Consider the following 17,535-nt stretch of genomic DNA (forward strand, 5'->3'; position numbering starts at 1 on the left):
CGGGAATTTCAGTCCTCGTCGAGGTCGCGAGGCTCCTTGCTTGGATCGAAGCCGGAAACGATATAGACCACTTGGCGCGCGGTGGAAACGGCATGGTCACCGAGACGTTCCATGAAGCGCGCGGTCAGTACCACGTCGATGAGCTGCTGCTTCGTGCCTTCCCATGAGTCGTCGAGTACCAGTTCGAAGCTTTCCTGGTGTAGTTCGTCGAGTTTGTTGTCATCGGCGATGATCTGCTGGGCCAGCGTCGTGTCGCGGTCGGCGAGCATTTCCGGCAATCTGTCGGCGGTGATGTCAAGCAAAGCGCGCATGCTTTCAAAAATATGACGCGTCTTCTCATTTTCCGGCAGCGCCGAGGCGGGGTAGGCCCGGTACGCTGTTTGTGCGATATGCTGGGCCAAATCGCCCATGCGCTCGATGGTGGAGGCCAGTCGTAATGTGGCGACGACCACGCGCAGGTCAGTGGCCACGGGGCTTTGCTGGGCCAACAGCTTGACGCACTGGTCGAGAATCTGCTTTTCCAGCGCGTCGATAGCAATATCGCCGTCAATCACGGATTTGGCAGCGTCCATGTCTTTGTCCATCAAGGCTTTTCCAGCCCCGTGAATCGCGGCGCAAACGCCGTTGGACATGCGCTCCAGATCGTCGGCGACCGCCTTGAGTTCTTCGTTGTAGATGACGCGCATATGAGCTTCTTTCGTAGTGGTTGGATACGCCGGTTATGCGTTAGTTGGCACCGAGTCTGCGATAATCCCAGCGGTCGAAATGCTCCCAAATCAGCATCAGCACACCAATGAGGACGCCCGACGAGCACAGGATAATCGCTTCAAGGACGTGGAATCCGCAAGCAAATAAAATGGCACTAACCGCAAGCGCGATAAGCCACCAGCTGGTAATAATCATGAACGTTTTGCGCAAATCCACCTGGACAGGCTTCGGGGCTGGCTTACAGGCATCAGGGTTGATGATCGGGGCAAACTTCATATGTCTGATTTTAGTATCGGGGGCTAACCTTAAGTTGGCTATACGCTGATTCTCTTTGTGAATCGGTATGAGAGCTATGAGAGCATAGAGGAAGCGTTAACTACAAGGAGCTTTTGCAAGTGTATTCGATTTACCCGGTCGCCAAGCGGTATGCCTGGGGGTCCTATACCCGTTTGCAGACGATGTTCGCCTCCCAATTGGACGCGCAAGGACCACTCTCGCCGGTCAAAAGCGAGAATGATCAGGTATATATAGGTCAGCCTCGTCCAACGGCAGCTGAAGACCGAGAGCCGTGCTCGCAGCTTTCGGCTCCGAGGAAAACCATTGATGGCCCGCTTGCCGAGATGTGGTTCAGCGGTCATGCCCAATGGCCTTCGCGGGTGGAGTTGGATGTGCAAAAAGCCTTGGAAGAGTTATCGCAAGATAATCGGCACAAGCAGCACAAGGCGCTGGCACGGTTACGAAATCCGCATTTCCATGGCATCGAAAAGTCCTCGGAGCACCTTGTCTCCATAGGGTTGACCGACCTTATCCATGCCGATCCCGAGGCCATGCTGGGTGTCCGCTGTTCCGATAAATTCGGACCCGTCCTTCCATATCTTTTGAAAGTGATTTCCGCTCGTATCCCGCTTTCTTTGCAGGTCCATCCCGTCGATTTCCAAGCGCGCGCGGGCTTCAACGCCGAGAACGCACAGCACGTGCCGATGAACGCTCCCGAGCGCTCCTTCAAGGACGCAGTAGCAAAAAACGAGATGGTCGTCGCATTGGAGCCTTTTGAGGCGTCTGTCGGATTTGCCACGCCGACATTCATGCTTTCCAATCTCACCTTGGTGGACCACCCGCTTGCCCGACGCATGGTCGAGGCGCTGACGCCGCAATCGCATCATGACATGCATGTCATCCACGGCATGCATGGGATGTTCAATATTCCTCAGCAACTCGAAGATCAGGAAAACGGTGATTTCGCCGAAGCCGATGCACTCATGCCCATAGCCTCTGCGGTTTGGCAGCCTTCACACAAACGGGTTTTCCGTGCGTTCCATACGGCGGTAACCGCTGGTCCTGTCAACGATTTGCAACTGGCTTTGGCGAATGCGGCTAGTGAAGTATCCGACGAGCGCTCGCAAATGGCGTTCCGTTACGCCCTCGCCGCCGAAAAGGCGTTCCCGGGTGACCCGAGCGTGCTGGCATTGCTGATGATGAACCCCGTTGCCTTGCAGGAAGGCGAATCCGTATTCATTCCTGCAGGCACCCCGCATGCCTATATTCATGGCACTGGCGTCGAGATTATGACCAATTCAGATAATGTATTACGTGCCGGTATGACTGTGAAGCACAAAGACATTCCCGACTTCCTGCAAAGCCTCGATTGCGACTCGTCTTCGCCCATTGACCCGAGCGTCAGTTGGATGACTGATTGGGGCGGGATGTTCGGCAACAGGGTCATTTACCGGCCGAAAATTGATGAATTCATGTTGAGTTATGGCAGGGTCGGTACGCAACAGCGTCCCTGGCCGATGATGGAACGGCTCTCGAGTCGCTATGGCAGGCTCATGACGAAGGTCTCGCTGTCCAACCGGCATTTTGGTCCCAGGGTCGTGGTGTGTATCGAAGGGTCGATAAAGGTTGTCAGTTCCCGTGAATCAAGGGTTTTGCATCAGGGTGAGGCCGTTTTCGTCCCTGCCGCTGACGGCCGGGTGCAGTTGGATTCGGATAGCGAAGTTGGCACCTTCATCATGGCTTCCACACAGGTGTGAGCTGGTGCAAGGCTCGACATTTCAACGATTTTGCAATGGGTTAGCAGGGGATTGCCGTATTTTGTGCTTGCTGGTCTTTGCTGGGATTCCACCAGTTTCGTGTTGTCTTTATTGTGAAGAAAATGTGACACGCCGACAAACCGATTTGATTCTGCGGTTTTTAGAAAAATGAAGTTAAATTGTGCACTGGAAAAATCAGGGCTTGAAGTATTCTTGTAGCAGAAATCAAGAAGTAGGAGATGCGCTTTACGGTGTCTTATTGATACGGTGTTGTACCGGTAAAGCTAGTCAAGGTATTTTCTACATAAACGTTGTCCGCAAGGAGTTGATTCATGGTTCACGGTGCGCACAAGGCACGGAGAGGCACGAAGCGGTCTGTTGCCGTTTCATCCCTCTTCTCTCCTGCAAAGGGGTCGCATTCGCTCAAGGCGGTGCGGCAGGCGCAGGCTGTTGCCACTAATGGTGCCATGGTTGGCTTGAGCCCAGAAGTTGCGGATAAGCTCAACGAAATCGTGCCTGAAACTCGTCGTTCTATTCGTCTGGCTCGGGAATCCGAAAACCGGCATCATGCCGCAGTCGTCTCCGCTTCTTTGGCGGCTCTTGTCGGTGCCGCCGCCACCGCTGCGATGGCAGGGAACCCGAGTAAACCTAGCTTGAACGCAAGCGGAGAAGCTACTACCACTTCCACGATGAAGCCGATCAATGCGGCATCGCGTTCCGAAGACCGTGTTCCGCTGCAGTCCAATGGAGCACAGGGCACCTGGAGCTTGGGCGATTCCAATACTTCGCTCGATGTTTCCGCGATGTCGAAGTCGATTGCCGATAATCCGCAGATCGCAAATCTGATGGATCAGGATTACAAGGTGCTGCCTGCAGGCTTCAATCCCAATCACGCCACGGGGGATTTCGGCAATAACTACGAGTTCAGTCAGTGCACGTGGTGGGTCTACGTGCGTAGGCATCAGCTGGGGCTTCCCGCAGGTTCCCAGATGGGTAACGGTGCCCAATGGGCCGACACCGCTCGTTCCTTGGGCTATTGGGTCGATCATACAGCGCGTCACGTCGGCGACATCATGGTGTTCGCTGGCGGTCAGGATGGCTCGGATCCGGTCTGTGGTCATGTGGCCATCATCGAGCAGATTAACCCCGATGGGTCCGTTGTCACTTCGGAGTGTGGCGCTTCCTTACAGGGCAAGACCTACTCGAAAACCTACACGGCCGATCAGGTTGCTGCCCATCAGATTATTCATTACTGAGGATTTTGATTTTCTTATAGTTCTACCTCACAGAAATTTGTGAAGGTTGTCTCTTGTGAGAGTGAAAATCTTGTTCCCTTATTTTGTGCAGTATTCAAGGGATTAGACGATAAAACAAGTACAGCGTTCAGACTCAGTTATCGTTTCGACAAGCTGTCTCGAACGGATTATGTTACGGCTTTATGGTAATCTGGTGTACATGATGAAAGCTTCGAAGATCTGTGCATCCTTGGCTGCGCTCGCCTTGAGCGCCTCAGCCGTTATCGCATTCTCTCCCACCGCCTTTGCTGCCAACGAGGACAACAACCCGGTTACTTCCTCACGTTCGTTCCGCAAGGTCAACACTGTTCGCAAAGACCTATTGAAGGAATCCACCTCCACTGATGTCGACACCAAGTCGAATTGGGGAGGCATCGAGTCTCTTGATGTGCCTCAGACGCAATCTCAGGCCGAGAAGGACGCCGCTGCGGCACAGCAGCGGGCTGCTGACGCTGCAGCTGCTTCTCGTTCCGCCGCCAGGGATTCGCTGTCGGCAACGCCGCAGAATTTCACAGTCACGCCTCCCAATGGCCAGTCGGTTTCCAGCCTGCTCGCTTTTGCCAATCAGTTTATCGGCAAAGTTCCCTATGTAAGCGGCGGTACCTCTCCGGCAGGTTGGGATTGCTCCGGGTTCGTCCAGTATGTGTACGCCCAGCTGGGCATAGCGTTGCCCCGCACGTCTGGTGCTCAGGCAACTGCTGGTAGGCCTGTTGCTGACCTCAGCCAAGCGATGCCGGGCGATATTATTGCCAATGCCGGTCATGCAGCCATTTATATTGGCAATGGTCAGGTGGTCAACGCTCAGCTTAACGGAACACAGTATGATTCGGTGTCCGTCGTCTTCAGCGGCGGTTATTCGATTCGTAGGATTCTGTAGCTTTGCAATGACTTTATAAAAGTTCGATATAAAGAAACGCGTTCCTTTCGGAACGCGTTTCTTTATATGCGCATAATTCGTGCCTCTCCTGCAAGGCTGGTATTCTTTAAGTAGAACCGTTATGAGCGGTGTCACGTATGTCAAGGAGGTAGTCATGGTAAACGACAAGGCTATTCTGGTAGGGGTAGATGGTTCGCAAGCCAGCTACAAGGCAACCTGGTGGGCGGCTAACTATGCCAAGCACGCGGGGTTGACGTTGCAGATTGTCTGCGCTTATTCGCTGCCGAGCTATGCGGCGGTTTCGTTCGATTCCACCTACACTTCCATGGGCGACGACAACGCGGCCCATATCGACGCACAGGAGATTCTTTCCAAGGCCAAGGCCATTGCCGACGAGCAGGGTGTCGAGGCGCAGACGCTGATCGTCACCGGCGATCCTTCTTCGGTCTTCGTCGAGCTTTCCCGCAATTACAATCTCATTGTCATCGGCAACCGCGGCAAGGGTGGCTTGGCCGAACGGCTGCTCGGAACCACCAGCTCGTCGCTTCCTGCATATGCTTATTGCCCGATTATCGTCGTTCCGTACACTGATGACGACGGCAAGACCATGCATTTGAACAACACCATCAAACGCGTGGCAGTCGGCATCGACGCCAGCGCGTGGGGATTGAAGGCTTTGCAAATCGCAGCCGATCTTTCCGCCGACCGTGGCGCGGAACTCGATGTCATCGACGCGGTGGCAGGCCTGCAAGGCGTGAGCGACGAGGACGGCGTTTACGATTCCTATATGGAAGATCTCGAAACCCAGATTGCCCCTGTGCGTAAGGCTCATCCGGAGCTTAAGATCACCAAGACCATCGTTCCTGAATCCGCTGTCAGTGCTCTGACGAAGGCCAGTTACGACCACGACATCGTGGTGGTCGGATCCCGCGGCAAAGGCGGGTTTACCGGTCTTCTGGTCGGTTCCACCAGCCAAGGCCTTATCCAGCATGCTGCCGGCCCCGTTTTTGTTGTTCCACGCAAGTACGTCGAAGCAGAAAAGTCCCGCTCCGACGGCACTATCGAAGGCATCGAAGGTGTCGAGCAAGTCTCCGTCAAGCTCGCCGACAGTTCGGCCGCCGAGGCGATTGAATCCTCCATCGATCCACAGCACAAGAGCTGATTGCTGAATCGACCGATCGATATATCAGTGAAAACATAAAAGGGTGGTGCCGATTATCCATAACGGATATCGGCACCACCCTTTTGTCGTGTCTAGAGCACTTCTTGACCTTCTCGAAGGTGACTCTGGACAATGAGGTTTACTTGGTAAGCACCTTGACTTCCATACTCACCGGCGTGGCACGCTCATAGGTATGCATTACGGTGCAGGATTTCTCAATGTGCTTTTCGACACGGTCCTTGAGCTTCTCAACATCTTCACCGTGAATGCCAGCGCTTTGGGCGTCAACGACTACCTGCTCCCGGAAGGCGGTATAGCCGTCGGCCTCGCGGTCGTAATCGCCGTCGACGGTGATCTTCGCGCCTTTGCCTTCACCTAGCGAATTCTCGATGGTCATCTGGCTGGAAAGCGCACCGCAGGCCGCCAGCGCCACCTTCATCAGGTCGCCGGGGTTGAACTGGCCCTTGCCATGCCCGAACTTCAAGTGTGCGCCCTCGTCGCTGAATGCGTCCCAGGAACCGTCCTTGTTGCGCTCCACCCACAGTTTCTTTGCCATTGCGTACCTCCTTGCGTTCTGCCTTGTGGAAATCCAAGGCATGTCCCCACCAATCTATCTCAGAGTCCCGCCGAACGAATGAAATATTGTGGTCCGTATCCTCTGATTCTAGAAAACGTGCCTTCAAATTGGTGTTTTTGACCCCACTTGGTGCGCCAAGTCCTCGTTTTATCTCCAAATTGATGGTAATTCTGTATTTTTTGGCGGTCTTGGTGCACCAAGTACCCCCTTTTTTTAAAAAATGAGGAAGAATTTTATCAATTTTGCCTCACTTGGTGCCACCAAGACCGCCGAAATCCGCACATTATGTGGTGGGTGAGCGAAGAGCAGCCATGAATACCGTGGAAAGCAGCTCGAAGATTTAATGGATACTGGGATTCGATCCTTATCGTTTTGTGCCGTGTAGAAGAAGATTGAGTTTTACGGTATTTCCCTATATGAAGAAATCACTGAGGTTGCTAGAATTGATAGCTATGCTGACCCAAGAACAACTTGAAGAAATTCGTCATAAGATTCCCGCACGTCCCAATACCGACATTCCTATGCCTTATGAGGATCTGGTGCGCGACATCCTGACCGAAGGCACACTCAAGACCGATCGCACCGGCACGGGCACGATTTCCCTGTTCGGTCGTCAGATGCGATTCGATCTTTCCAAGGGTTTCCCGCTGCTGACCACCAAGACGGTTTATTTCAAGGGTATCGCCTACGAACTGCTGTGGTTTCTCAAGGGATCGAGCAACGTGCGTTGGTTGCAGGAACACAACGTGCACATCTGGGATGAGTGGGCCGACGAGAACGGCGATTTAGGCCCGGTTTATGGCGTTCAGTGGCGCAGCTGGCCGGCACCGACCAAGGATAACCCCAACCGCACCATCGACCAGATTTCCAATGTGCTGAATCTTATCAAAACGCATCCCGATTCTCGCCGTATGATCGTCACAGCCTGGAATCCTGCCGAGGTCGAGGAAATGGCGTTGCCGCCATGCCATGCGCTGTTCCAATTCTATGTGGCCGACGGCAAGCTTTCCTGCCAGCTTTATCAGCGTTCTTGCGATATGTTCTTGGGAGTGCCCTTCAACATCGCGTCGTATTCGCTGCTCACATTGATGATGGCGCAGCAGACCGGTCTCGAGCCGGGGGAGTTCGTCTGGGCTGGAGGCGACTGCCATGTCTACGACAACCACATCGAGCAGGTCTTGACTCAACTTTCTCGAGACCCTTACCCGTACCCGCAAATCGAGATTCGAAAGGCCGATTCTATTTTCGATTACCAGTATGAGGACTTCAAGATCGTCAATTACCAGCACCATCCGGCTATTAAGGCGCCGGTCGCGGTCTGAAACGGGACACCGGGATTCTTGGGTTGAGGCGTGGTTTCAATCGGCGCGAAATCGCGTCTCAACCGTTGGTTAGACTGGTAATATTGCCTAATTCAAGGAGTAGATGAAATGGAGCATGACAGTAGCCGTAGTGGCTATCACGAACCCAAGCCCGGACTCGCCGGGCAAAAAGTCACCGAGGACTGGGGAGACGATGTCGTCAAGACCTTTTCGGTGAATCTCATCTGGGCATGTGCGCAAGACATGCAGGGCCGTCCTGATGCAATGGGGTTCGAAGGCGGAATACCGTGGCATCTTGCCGAGGACATGAAGCATTTCAAGGAACTGACGGTTTCGCATCCGGTCATTATGGGACGCAAGACGTGGGATTCGCTCAACCCAAAATACCGTCCTTTGCCCAATCGTGACAATATCGTCGTTTCTCACGATCCGAATTGGCGTGCTGCCGGGGCGACCACGGCCAATGATATTGACGCGGCGCTCGATTTCGCACGGCAGGAAGCCATTCCCGACGATGGCTTGGACCGCAGCGAAATCTGGGTGATTGGGGGAGCACAGCTGTTCCGTTCCATCATGCCGTTCGCCAACAAAGCGTATGTCACCTATATTCGTGGCCGCTTCGATGCGGACACCTACGCGCCCGATATGGACGAATTGGTGCGTGCCGGGGCCTGGAGCTTGCAGAGTGACGGGCCATGGATGACTCCCGGCAAGCCAGAAGGTGCCGTCGAAGCCTATCGGTTTGTCACCTATCACAAGAATTAGCGAGATTTTTTGAATTTAGACGCAGATACTGCTGCTTTCGCGGTTGTATCTGCGTCATTTGTTAAGTTGGGCTGATATCGGTATTCGGCCTGCTGGGTTCGGCCAATTACGGCCTCTTCGTTAAGATGGCAGTATCGATATCATCTGTTTTATAGAGGAAAGATACTTCAGCTATGTCAAAACATCCTTACACCGTCATGACCGTCTGCACCGGCAACATCTGTCGTTCCCCGATGGCCGAGATCATCCTGCGTGCCAATTTTGAGGAGCGTGGACTGGGAGACAAGGTGCGCGTGATGTCCAGCGGCGTCAGCGACGAGGAGCACAGCCATCCCATCGACCCGCGTGCGGTGCGCGTGCTGCGTCAGCGTGGCTATGAGATTCCCAAGCATCATTTCGCACATCGCATCACGCCGGAGGAGATCGACGAAAGCGACCTGTTCCTGCCGATGACCGCATCGCACGAAAGGGGATTGTTGCGACTGCTCCCAACCGACAAGAAGTCGGAGGTGCATCTTTACCGCAGCTTCGATCCGAACCTGCCCAAGCCCGCGCCAGGGCACGAAAGCGACATCGACCTGGTCGATCCGTGGTACGGAGGCCCGAAAGATTTTGACATCGCCATCGACCAGATCGACGGCGTCGCCCCCTATATCGTCGATTGGGTCGCCAAACAGCTCTGAGTTTAAGGGGTTGAAAGCTTAAGGTCTCGGCATGAAGTGATTTGTACCGAGACCTTAGTGTTTCTATTCTGTGACCCGAATCCGCTGGGGTAAATGCTGGGTCTGTGTGGGGGCAGCTCGCTACCGAGAAATGAAAAAGCCTCGAAACCGTTAAAATTACTTGGTTTCGAGACCTTAATGGTGGCTCCGAGCGGCATCGATCCGCTGACCTAACGATTTTCAGTCGTTCGCTCTACCAACTGAGCTACAGAGCCATGAATAAATCAAAAACCCGGCGAACCGGGCTTAGGACCATTCGAGCGACTCCGGCCAGACTTGAACTGGTGACCTCCGCCGTGACAGGGCGGCGCTCTAACCAACTGAGCTACGGAGCCGTGGCTTGCTTTCATCAAGCAGCCGAGTGTTAATATTACTCAGATTCAGGCCGAACGCAACCCCAGAGCCGTTTCAGCGTGTCGCCTATAATGACAATGATTTATATGGCATTGGTAGCTATTTGTAATTCAAAATCATTGTAAACCTACAAGGTTTCCTAAAAGGAAGTCGGCTACCGACCTGTTGGCTTAAAACGATGCTTGGTCAATGATACTAGGCGCGGTTTCCCGCATATTCCTTTAAGCTAATACCAGGCAAAGCATCCATGTTGCTGGCGGTGTTGCCTTGTACAGAATCGTAGAGGTAATAGGCGTAGCTGGTATCCTCGTTGTCTTCGTCGTCCGGATCGTCATCATAGGGGCTGGAACTGCAGTCCGAGCCGTGGCAGTCCTGATAATCGGAATCTGAATGATTGATTGCGTAGCCGAATGCCGAAAGAAGCACAATGGTGAGAATGACGCCCAGCGCCGTAGACACTCCGCCGATGACTATTCCGGCAATTGACATTCCTTTGCTTTTTTCACCGCTGTGATTGATTTGGATCAGCGCGACCACGGAAAGCGCCAACCCGATGATTGGCATAAAGAAGGAAAGTATGAAACCGATGATGCACAGGGTGTTCCACTTCTGGTACGGGGTTGGGGAATAGTAGCCTTGCGGGCACATAGGCGGCTCTTGGCTGTATGGCTGGTAGTTGGGCTGCTGAACTGGATTAGTGCTGTTGGCGTATTGGTAGAAGGCTTGTCCCGGTTGCGTTTGCTGGTAGCCGGGTCCAGAGTATCCGGGATCTTGCGTTCCACTTGTGGTCTGTTGCCATGACCCAGTTTGGGAATAGAAAGGATTCTGGTTCGCTTGCCCATACTGCGAATCTCCATATTGTGGAGAGGTGCTGCCGGAGCCCTGCGTGCCGTTCGCGGTCTGGCCGTTTTGGGCATTCTGGTTGGGGTTTGCGTTGTTGAAATCGTTGTCGCTCATAGCCAACAGTCTACGCGCGAAGTTGAAGTTTCCGGGTTTGCCTTCCGTTAAACTTGTGTTTGTGCAGGAAAACGACAAAAGAATCCATCATGTGCTTTCATACGTGCGGCGAACAGGACGCCTTGACGACCGGCTCAAGCGGGCGTGGCAGCAGTATTCGCCGGATTTCCTGCTTGACATCAACGCAGGGGATGGTTTGCTTGATTTGAAGCCAGGATTTGTATTCGACCGTGATTACGTGCGCGAAGCGTGGGGCAACGATCATCCGCTGGTTATCGAAATAGGGACCGGCCAAGGCGAGAACATCATCGCCGCTGCCGGAGAACATTGCGAGACCAATTTCCTTGCCGTTGAGGTCTATGACCCAGGGGTCGCCCATACCATGCTGCGTGCTGGCAAGCTTGGCCTCACCAATCTGCGAATCGCCCAGATCAACGCTCCTGAGCTCTTCAAAGCCTGTGAGCCGGGTGTGGCCGACGAAGTCTGGACGTTCTTCCCCGACACGTGGCCTAAAATGCGCCATCACAAGCGTCGTATCGTTCAACCGGCGCTGGCGGCAGATGTACGTAAGGCGTTGGATGAAGGCGGCTTGTGGAGGCTCGCCACCGATATCGAGGATTACGCTCTGCATGTCCACGAAGTCATGGACGGGCGCACCGATTTCGCCAATGCTGGCACCCTCATCGTTTCATTGCCTACCGAACATGTGGGCAAAGGAACGGCGGACAAAGCTGCGTCGTTGCCCCATTCCGATTTCAAGGAATCGGAACGCTATAAAGGCAGAGTACTGACTAATTTTGAGAAAAAGGGTTTGTCCGCAGGTCGCGTGATTCACGACTTCACGTATCAGGCTGTCTGAAAGGAAAGCGGCTGAGTATTACCATTATTGCGGCTGCTGCCAACACGCCGAGACTTGCTCGAGTCGAGTTCGTATTTTAATATGAATAGGTTGTTAGCCCCCCTCGTCTAACGGTTAGGACACCAGACTTTCAATCTGACAACAAGAGTTCGACTCTCTTGGGGGGTACTTTTCTAGAGTTCAAAACAAGATTCCCTGCTTTCCTATAAGTTACTGTTAACAAACAAAGTCGATTGTTTTATCTAGTTACGGCAATCGTTCGCTTCAGCATCTTTCTTGCAGTATATTTTTGTGAAATATGTCATATTGGGTAGTCGAATCGTGCAGAAATGTATCTAATTCTGCAAATTTAATCGTTTTTATTATTATGGATAGATATCTTAATACTGTAATTAATATAAAAGAATGAATATGAAATGAATAGATATTCATTCTTATACAATTCCCAACGAAGGGGGTTTACGATGACTGCAATCGTTATTCTTGGCGCAGGTTACGGCGGAATGCGTACAGCGAAGCAACTTGCCAAGTCCAACGTCGACGCCGACATCATTCTGGTCAACAAGAATCCGTATCACTATCAGTCCACCGAACTGCACGAGGTCGCCGCAGGTACCAAGGAACCGGACCAGATTTCGTTTGACGTGCGCAAGGCCGTTGATCCCAAGGTCAAGGTGATCATCGATGAGGTCACCAAGGTCGATCAGGACGAAAAAAAGGTCGAGCTGAAGAATTCCAACCCGCTTTCCTACGATTACTTGGTCAATGCTCTGGGCTTTGAATCCGAGACATTCGGCATCAAGGGCGCAGACGAAAACGGCTGGCCTTTGATCGATATCGATACAGCCGTCGCGGCTCGCAAGCATCTTGAGGACACCCTGAAGAACTACAAGACCAGCCACGACGAAAACGACCTGCATATCGTGGTCTGCGGCGCCGGCTTCACGTCCATCGAGTATTTGGGCGAACTGGTCTATCGTCTGCCTGAGCTGGCCAAGGAATACGATTTCCCGATTGATAAAGTCAAGATCGACTGCATCGAGGCGACGCCGAAGATTCTGCCGATGTTCGACCCGAAGCTGGCGGATTGGGGTGTCAAGTATCTCGAGGACCACGGCGTCACCTTCCACGCCGGCACCCCGATCACCGAGGTCAAGCCGGATGCCGTGATGAGCAACGACACCGCCTTCCCGGCCAACACCATCATCTGGACGACCGGCGTGCGCGGCAGCCACGTCATCGCCGATTCCGGCTACGACCAGAAGCGCAACCGCGTGGTCGTAGAGGACGATCTGTCGGTCAAAGGCCATCCGGAGGAGTTCCTGGTCGGCGACGTCTCCGCCGTCCCTAACCCGGACAACGGGCGTCTCTATCCGACCACCGCCCAGATCTCCATTGCCCAAGCCGATACGGCCGCCGATAACATCGTGGCGCGTATCGCGGGCAAGGAGCCGAAGAAGTTCGTCTACAAGTCCCTTGGCACGCTGTGCTCGCTCGGCCCCAAGACCGGCATCGCCGAGGTCGATATGGGCGGCCATTGGAAGCTCAAGGGCGCGAAGGCGTCCGTTGCCAAGAAGGCCGTCGCCGATCGTTCCGTCACCGAACTGACGGATGTTTCGGGCATCATGAAGGCGTAACTGGCCCTTGCTGTTTGGTGCAAAGTCACGGAAAAGTCCTAAGGGTGTATTCGGAGGTGCCAATCTTTCGAATACGCCCTCTTTTTTCAAATTATTAATAATTATAGATAAATAATTTGATGCCATTCATAGCGACAAAGCTTGATTTTTTTGTCGCGAAAACGACGTTTCAGAACGCTTTTGTGGTGCAAAAGAATGACTGCGACGTGATTTATCCCATAAAAAAATCGTTTTTCCGATTTTTGAGAAATGATGCTCCAATTTTAATCCTTTTTTGTTCAGCTTGTCATATATTGTTGGAAAGTGTTGGCAGTGATGGCGCTCATACTCGTGGCCCATTATTTGTGATTAAGCTATAAGGAAAAGTGATCGGAAATGAAGAGAATCGTTGTTTTAGGTGCAGGTTATGCCGGTATACGTACCGTTAAGAAATTGTATGGTTCGGGTATAGATGCCCAAATCGTACTCGTCAACAAGAATCCCTACCATTATATGACAACCCAGCTGCACGAAGTGGCCGCGGGGACCAAGGAACCTGCAGATATTACCTTTGACGTAGCGCAGACATTCGCCGATAAGAAAAACGTTCAGGTAATTCTCGATGAAGTTATTCGCATCGATCAGGACGCCAAAAGCGTCGAGCTCAAGAACAATGCTCCGCTTCAATACGATTATCTGGTCAACGCGCTTGGTTTCGAGTCCGAGACATTCGGCATTCAGGGTGCCGAGGAGAATGGCTGGCCAATCATCGACATCAATACGGCGCTTGCGGCGCGCAAACATCTTGAAGATACGTTGAAGCGGTACAAGACCAGCCATGATCCCAACGACCTGCGCATCATCGTGTGCGGCGCGGGTTTCACAAGCATCGAATATCTGGGTGAGATTGTTCACCGCATGCCCAAGCTTGCCAAGGAATACGGGTTCCCGCGCAATAAGGTCAAGATCGACTGCATCGAAGCTGGCCCGAAGATTCTTGGTATGTTCAACCAAGATCTGGCCCAGTGGGGGGTCAAGTACCTCGAGAAGAAAGGTGTGACCTTCCACGTCTCCACACCAATCACCGAAGTAAAAACGAATGCCGTCATGAGCAACGATAAAGAGTTCCCCGCGAACACCATTATCTGGACGACTGGTGTGCACGGCAGCCATGTCATCGCGGACTCCGGTTACGACCAGAAGCGTAATCGTGTGGTTGTGGAGGATGATTTGCGTGTCAATGGCCATCCTGACCAATTCCTCATCGGCGATGTCTCCGGCGTACCTAATCCGGACAATGGCCGCCTTTTCCCTACCACTGCTCAAATCTCCATCGCCCAGGCCGATTGCGTTGCGGAGAACCTTGTGGCGCTGATGAATGGTCAGCCTACAAAGAAATTCGTTTTCAAGGCTCTCGGTACTGTGTGCTCCCTTGGACCCACTTCAGGAATTGCATCGATTGACATGTTTGGCCACTGGAACCTGAAGGGATGGATTGCAAGTATTGCCAAAAAGCTCATTGCAGACCGTGCTGTCTTGGAGTTGGCCAATATTCGTACTATGCTAGAAAGTGATTGATTCCGTGCTTTTATAAGTAGGGAATAGTTGGGAAGAAAGGATTAAAATGACTGTTTTAGGGTTATCGCGATTCCAGTTCGCGATGACGACGGTCTTCCATTTCTTCTTCGTGCCGTTATCTATCGGTTTGGCATTTACTGTAGCCGTAATGGAAACGTTATACGTAGCGAAGAGGAAATACGTCTATAAGCGCATGGCGCAGTTCTGGGGAAAGATTTTCCTCCTGAGCTTTGCAGTTGGCGTAGTGACCGGCATCATCCAGGAATTCCAATTCGGTATGAACTGGTCGAACTATTCGCGTTTCATGGGCGACATCTTCGGAGCGCCGCTGGCCATTGAGGCTCTGCTGGCGTTCTTCATGGAGTCCACATTCATCGGTGTCTGGATGTTCACTTGGAACCGCTTCAAGCCGGGTGTGCATGTTATTTTCATCTGGCTGACCTGGTTGGGCTCCACAGTTTCCGCCATTTGGATTCTCGCGGCCAACAGCTTCATGCAGAACCCTGTGGGCTTCGGCATCAACAAGAAGACTGGGCATGCAGAGATGACGAATTTCGCTGCTGTCATCGGCAACCCCCAGCTTTGGCGTCAGTTCCCGCATGTCGCTACCGGCGCGTTGATGCTCGGCGGTATGGTTGTGGTCGGCATGAGCGCCTTCGGCTTCATGCACAAGAACGCTGACCGTGCCTTCTTCACCCGTTCGATTCGCGTCGGTGCCATCATCGCGTTGATCGGTTCGATTCTCGTCATCATCACCGGCGATCTGCAGACCCTCGAGGTCATCAAGGATCAGCCTATGAAGTTCGCCGCCACTGAAGGCATTTATGAGGATCTCAAGAGCCCGGCGCCTTGGATGGTCGTCGGCTTCATGAACGAAGGCAGCCACACGGCCGCTGGTCTCGAGATCCCCGGCATGCTCTCCCTGCTTGCGTTCCACAAGCTCTACGGCGGAACCATTCAGGGTATGAACACCTTGAACCAGCAGTTCCTCGGTGAGCGTGGCAAGATCATCAAGAACGGCCTCGAGCATCCTGAGATTTCGAACTACTACGTGCCTGCCAATGTGCTGTTCTGGAGCTTCCGCTTCATGGCCGCCGTCGGTTTCGCCGTGTTGATTCTCGCCATCTGCGTGCTTTGGTTCACCCGCGCCTCCAAGAACACCTTAGCGGACAGCCGCTGGAAGCTTTGGGTCCTGGGCGTCTGCACCTATCTGCCGTTCATCGGCACCACCGGTGGCTGGCTCATCACCGAGCTCGGTCGCTATCCGTGGATCGTCTATGGCCTGCAGACCATCGCCGACGCTGTCTCGCCGACAGCTACCGTGACGAGCTTGCTAATCACCAATATCGTCTACTTCCTGCTCTTCTGCCTCATGGGCGGCGTGATGATCTTCTACTCCCGCCGTGTGCTTCATCAGGGGCCGGAGCCAGATGTTGAAGGTTCTGCACAAACGGCTACCGCAGGTGCACATGTTGGTGCTCATGCGGCCAATAGAAAGGTGGCGTTGGCATGATTGAATTTCTAGCTAAGCCATTGATCGATGGCAACAATTTCTTGCAATTGCTGTGGTTCTTTGTGATTGCTTTGGTATTCGCCATCTTCCTTTTCCTTGACGGCATTGATTTCGGTGTCGGCATGGCCACCCGCGTGCTGGCCCATAACGGCGATGAGCGTGCGCTGTACATGCGTGCGGTCGGCCCGCACTGGGACGGCAACGAGGTCTGGCTCATCACCGGCGGTGGCGCTATGTTCGCCTCCTTCCCACTGTGGTATGCAAGCCTCTTCTCCGGTTATTACCTGCTGCTCTTCATCGTGTTGGTCGGCCTGATTCTGCGTGGCGTCTCATTCGAGTTCGCCGCACATGCCATCACCGATCGTGAGCGCAACGTGTGGCAGTGGGCCAACTTCGCCGGCAGCGTCATCGCGCCGTTCGGCCTGGGCATGATGCTCACCAGCGTCATTCAGGGCGTTCCGATGGATGCTCAGGGCAACGTTCACGCCGGTTTCTTCGACGTGGTCAACCTGCTCTCCATCGTCGGTGGCGTGGCTGTGGTGTTCTTCAGCTTCCTGCACGGTCTGCACTTCCTGAGCCTGAAGCTCGACGAAGCGACGTCCGAGAGGATGCTTAACACCTCCAAGAAGACCTACTGGATCGCCTACCCGGCACTCGTGATCTTCGTCATTTTGGCGTTCATCTTCACTGATTTCTATCAGCGTCGCACCAAGTCCACACTGCTGATCACCGTGGTCATTCTGGCCGCGACGATCTGTGGTCATGTTGCAGCCTACAAGAAGCGCGGAGGCTTCGCCTTCCTCGCTTCGGGCATCACTCTCGCCGGCATCATCGCCTTCATCTTCAACGGGCTTTTCCCGAACGTGATGATCGCGACTGATCCGTCCAAGAGCCTGGCTGTGTCCACCGCCTCGTCTTCGCAGTACACGTTGGAAATTATGACCATCGTGCTTTGCTGCCTGCTGCCGATTGTTCTGATCTACTTCAGCTGGTCTTATTTCATCCAGCGCAAGCGTTTGCTCACGGACAACTCGCCAGAAGCCATCAAGGCGGCTTTGGCCAAGTGACGGACTGATGTTCGCTCTTTCGATTGAAAGTTAGATCAATGCCCGATACTCTTATCTCGCAGCGATGAATGTGCAATAATGTTCATTGATGCGGGTGAGTATCGGGCTTTCTTTGTCTTAAAAATATCCG

General features: G+C 53.3%; 15 protein-coding genes, 3 tRNA genes and 1 pseudogene. 13 read left to right on the plus strand and 6 right to left on the minus strand.

The genetic code is table 11. The annotated features are described in order from the left end of the window. Positions 1-8: 8 nt before the first annotated feature. Positions 9-686: a phosphate signaling complex protein PhoU gene (phoU, locus tag OZX70_RS02600; RefSeq protein ID WP_277181687.1), complete on the minus strand. Its 678-nt coding sequence runs from the start codon at positions 684-686 to the stop codon at positions 9-11. 40 nt (positions 687-726) lie between these two features. Next, entirely contained in the window at positions 727-984 is a 258-nt protein-coding gene (locus OZX70_RS02605; RefSeq protein WP_277181688.1) for a hypothetical protein, read from the minus strand. Between the two features lie 119 nt (positions 985-1,103). Here OZX70_RS02605 and manA point away from each other — a divergent pair, with 119 nt between their 5' ends. The 4 genes from manA (at position 1,104) to OZX70_RS02625 (ending at position 6,075) form a co-directional block, all read left to right on the plus strand. Next, on the plus strand, positions 1,104-2,741 hold the full coding sequence (gene manA / locus OZX70_RS02610) for a mannose-6-phosphate isomerase, class I (RefSeq protein ID WP_277181689.1): 1,638 nt from the start codon (positions 1,104-1,106) through the stop codon (positions 2,739-2,741). A 332-nt stretch (positions 2,742-3,073) separates the two neighbouring features. Further along, positions 3,074-3,997, plus strand: coding sequence for a CHAP domain-containing protein (locus tag OZX70_RS02615; RefSeq protein ID WP_277181690.1), 924 nt, complete (start codon positions 3,074-3,076; stop codon positions 3,995-3,997). Between the two features lie 199 nt (positions 3,998-4,196). Further along, positions 4,197-4,913 (plus strand): C40 family peptidase, encoded by a 717-nt coding sequence (locus OZX70_RS02620; protein ID WP_277181691.1) that lies wholly within the window; start codon positions 4,197-4,199, stop codon positions 4,911-4,913. 154 nt (positions 4,914-5,067) lie between these two features. Then, positions 5,068-6,075 (plus strand): universal stress protein, encoded by a 1,008-nt coding sequence (locus tag OZX70_RS02625; RefSeq protein ID WP_277182078.1) that lies wholly within the window; start codon positions 5,068-5,070, stop codon positions 6,073-6,075. A gap of 139 nt (positions 6,076-6,214) precedes the next feature. On the opposite strand, the gene OZX70_RS02630 is transcribed toward OZX70_RS02625, so the two are convergent. Further along, positions 6,215-6,631, minus strand: coding sequence for an OsmC family protein (locus tag OZX70_RS02630; protein WP_277181692.1), 417 nt, complete (start codon positions 6,629-6,631; stop codon positions 6,215-6,217). A gap of 473 nt (positions 6,632-7,104) precedes the next feature. Here OZX70_RS02630 and OZX70_RS02635 point away from each other — a divergent pair, with 473 nt between their 5' ends. The 3 genes from OZX70_RS02635 (at position 7,105) to OZX70_RS02645 (ending at position 9,422) form a co-directional block, all read left to right on the plus strand. Continuing rightward, positions 7,105-7,974 (plus strand): thymidylate synthase, encoded by an 870-nt coding sequence (locus tag OZX70_RS02635; RefSeq protein WP_277181693.1) that lies wholly within the window; start codon positions 7,105-7,107, stop codon positions 7,972-7,974. A 108-nt stretch (positions 7,975-8,082) separates the two neighbouring features. Beyond that, entirely contained in the window at positions 8,083-8,739 is a 657-nt protein-coding gene (locus tag OZX70_RS02640) for a dihydrofolate reductase (protein WP_277181694.1), read from the plus strand. A 173-nt stretch (positions 8,740-8,912) separates the two neighbouring features. Beyond that, on the plus strand, positions 8,913-9,422 hold the full coding sequence (locus OZX70_RS02645; protein ID WP_277181695.1) for a low molecular weight protein-tyrosine-phosphatase: 510 nt from the start codon (positions 8,913-8,915) through the stop codon (positions 9,420-9,422). Positions 9,423-9,600: 178 nt separating this feature from the next. On the opposite strand, the gene OZX70_RS02650 is transcribed toward OZX70_RS02645, so the two are convergent. The 3 genes from OZX70_RS02650 to OZX70_RS02660 form a co-directional block, all read right to left on the minus strand. Then, positions 9,601-9,676 (minus strand) — tRNA-Phe (locus OZX70_RS02650). Positions 9,677-9,722: 46 nt separating this feature from the next. After that, positions 9,723-9,796 (minus strand) — tRNA-Asp (locus OZX70_RS02655). Positions 9,797-10,010: 214 nt separating this feature from the next. Then, positions 10,011-10,772, minus strand: a complete 762-nt coding sequence (locus OZX70_RS02660; protein WP_277181696.1) for a DUF4190 domain-containing protein — start codon at positions 10,770-10,772, stop codon at positions 10,011-10,013. Positions 10,773-10,854: 82 nt separating this feature from the next. Between OZX70_RS02660 and trmB the strand changes: the two are divergent. The 6 genes and pseudogenes from trmB to cydB form a co-directional block, all read left to right on the plus strand. Further along, positions 10,855-11,631: pseudogene (gene trmB, locus OZX70_RS02665) on the plus strand (tRNA (guanosine(46)-N7)-methyltransferase TrmB); the annotation flags it as partial. A gap of 96 nt (positions 11,632-11,727) precedes the next feature. Next, positions 11,728-11,799 (plus strand) — tRNA-Glu (locus OZX70_RS02670). Positions 11,800-12,095: 296 nt separating this feature from the next. Beyond that, the gene (locus OZX70_RS02675; RefSeq protein ID WP_277181697.1) at positions 12,096-13,268 is read left to right on the plus strand and encodes an NAD(P)/FAD-dependent oxidoreductase; all 1,173 of its coding nucleotides are present in this window, start codon (positions 12,096-12,098) and stop codon (positions 13,266-13,268) included. A 375-nt stretch (positions 13,269-13,643) separates the two neighbouring features. Continuing rightward, positions 13,644-14,825 (plus strand): NAD(P)/FAD-dependent oxidoreductase, encoded by a 1,182-nt coding sequence (locus OZX70_RS02680; protein ID WP_277181698.1) that lies wholly within the window; start codon positions 13,644-13,646, stop codon positions 14,823-14,825. 46 nt (positions 14,826-14,871) lie between these two features. Further along, entirely contained in the window at positions 14,872-16,338 is a 1,467-nt protein-coding gene (locus OZX70_RS02685; protein ID WP_277181699.1) for a cytochrome ubiquinol oxidase subunit I, read from the plus strand. Then, entirely contained in the window at positions 16,335-17,405 is a 1,071-nt protein-coding gene (gene cydB, locus OZX70_RS02690; protein WP_277181700.1) for a cytochrome d ubiquinol oxidase subunit II, read from the plus strand. Before OZX70_RS02685 ends, cydB begins: the two co-directional genes overlap by 4 nt. The last annotated feature ends 130 nt before the right edge of the window (positions 17,406-17,535 follow it).

This window comes from Bifidobacterium sp. ESL0732 (assembly GCF_029395535.1).
Classification (GTDB): Bacteria; Actinomycetota; Actinomycetes; order Actinomycetales; family Bifidobacteriaceae; genus Bifidobacterium.

Excerpts from the sequence above, each read along its gene's own strand:
- phoU (WP_277181687.1), bottom strand. The coding sequence starts at position 686 with ATGCGCGTCATCTACAACGAAGAACTCAAGGCGGTCGCCGACGATCTG.
- OZX70_RS02605 (WP_277181688.1), bottom strand. The coding sequence starts at position 984 with ATGAAGTTTGCCCCGATCATCAACCCTGATGCCTGTAAGCCAGCCCCG.
- OZX70_RS02615 (WP_277181690.1), top strand. The coding sequence starts at position 3,074 with ATGGTTCACGGTGCGCACAAGGCACGGAGAGGCACGAAGCGGTCTGTT.
- OZX70_RS02620 (WP_277181691.1), top strand. The coding sequence starts at position 4,197 with ATGATGAAAGCTTCGAAGATCTGTGCATCCTTGGCTGCGCTCGCCTTG.
- OZX70_RS02625 (WP_277182078.1), top strand. The coding sequence starts at position 5,068 with ATGGTAAACGACAAGGCTATTCTGGTAGGGGTAGATGGTTCGCAAGCC.
- OZX70_RS02630 (WP_277181692.1), bottom strand. The coding sequence starts at position 6,631 with ATGGCAAAGAAACTGTGGGTGGAGCGCAACAAGGACGGTTCCTGGGAC.
- OZX70_RS02635 (WP_277181693.1), top strand. The coding sequence starts at position 7,105 with ATGCTGACCCAAGAACAACTTGAAGAAATTCGTCATAAGATTCCCGCA.
- OZX70_RS02640 (WP_277181694.1), top strand. The coding sequence starts at position 8,083 with ATGGAGCATGACAGTAGCCGTAGTGGCTATCACGAACCCAAGCCCGGA.
- OZX70_RS02645 (WP_277181695.1), top strand. The coding sequence starts at position 8,913 with ATGTCAAAACATCCTTACACCGTCATGACCGTCTGCACCGGCAACATC.
- OZX70_RS02660 (WP_277181696.1), bottom strand. The coding sequence starts at position 10,772 with ATGAGCGACAACGATTTCAACAACGCAAACCCCAACCAGAATGCCCAA.
- OZX70_RS02675 (WP_277181697.1), top strand. The coding sequence starts at position 12,096 with ATGACTGCAATCGTTATTCTTGGCGCAGGTTACGGCGGAATGCGTACA.
- OZX70_RS02680 (WP_277181698.1), top strand. The coding sequence starts at position 13,644 with ATGAAGAGAATCGTTGTTTTAGGTGCAGGTTATGCCGGTATACGTACC.
- OZX70_RS02685 (WP_277181699.1), top strand. The coding sequence starts at position 14,872 with ATGACTGTTTTAGGGTTATCGCGATTCCAGTTCGCGATGACGACGGTC.
- cydB (WP_277181700.1), top strand. The coding sequence starts at position 16,335 with ATGATTGAATTTCTAGCTAAGCCATTGATCGATGGCAACAATTTCTTG.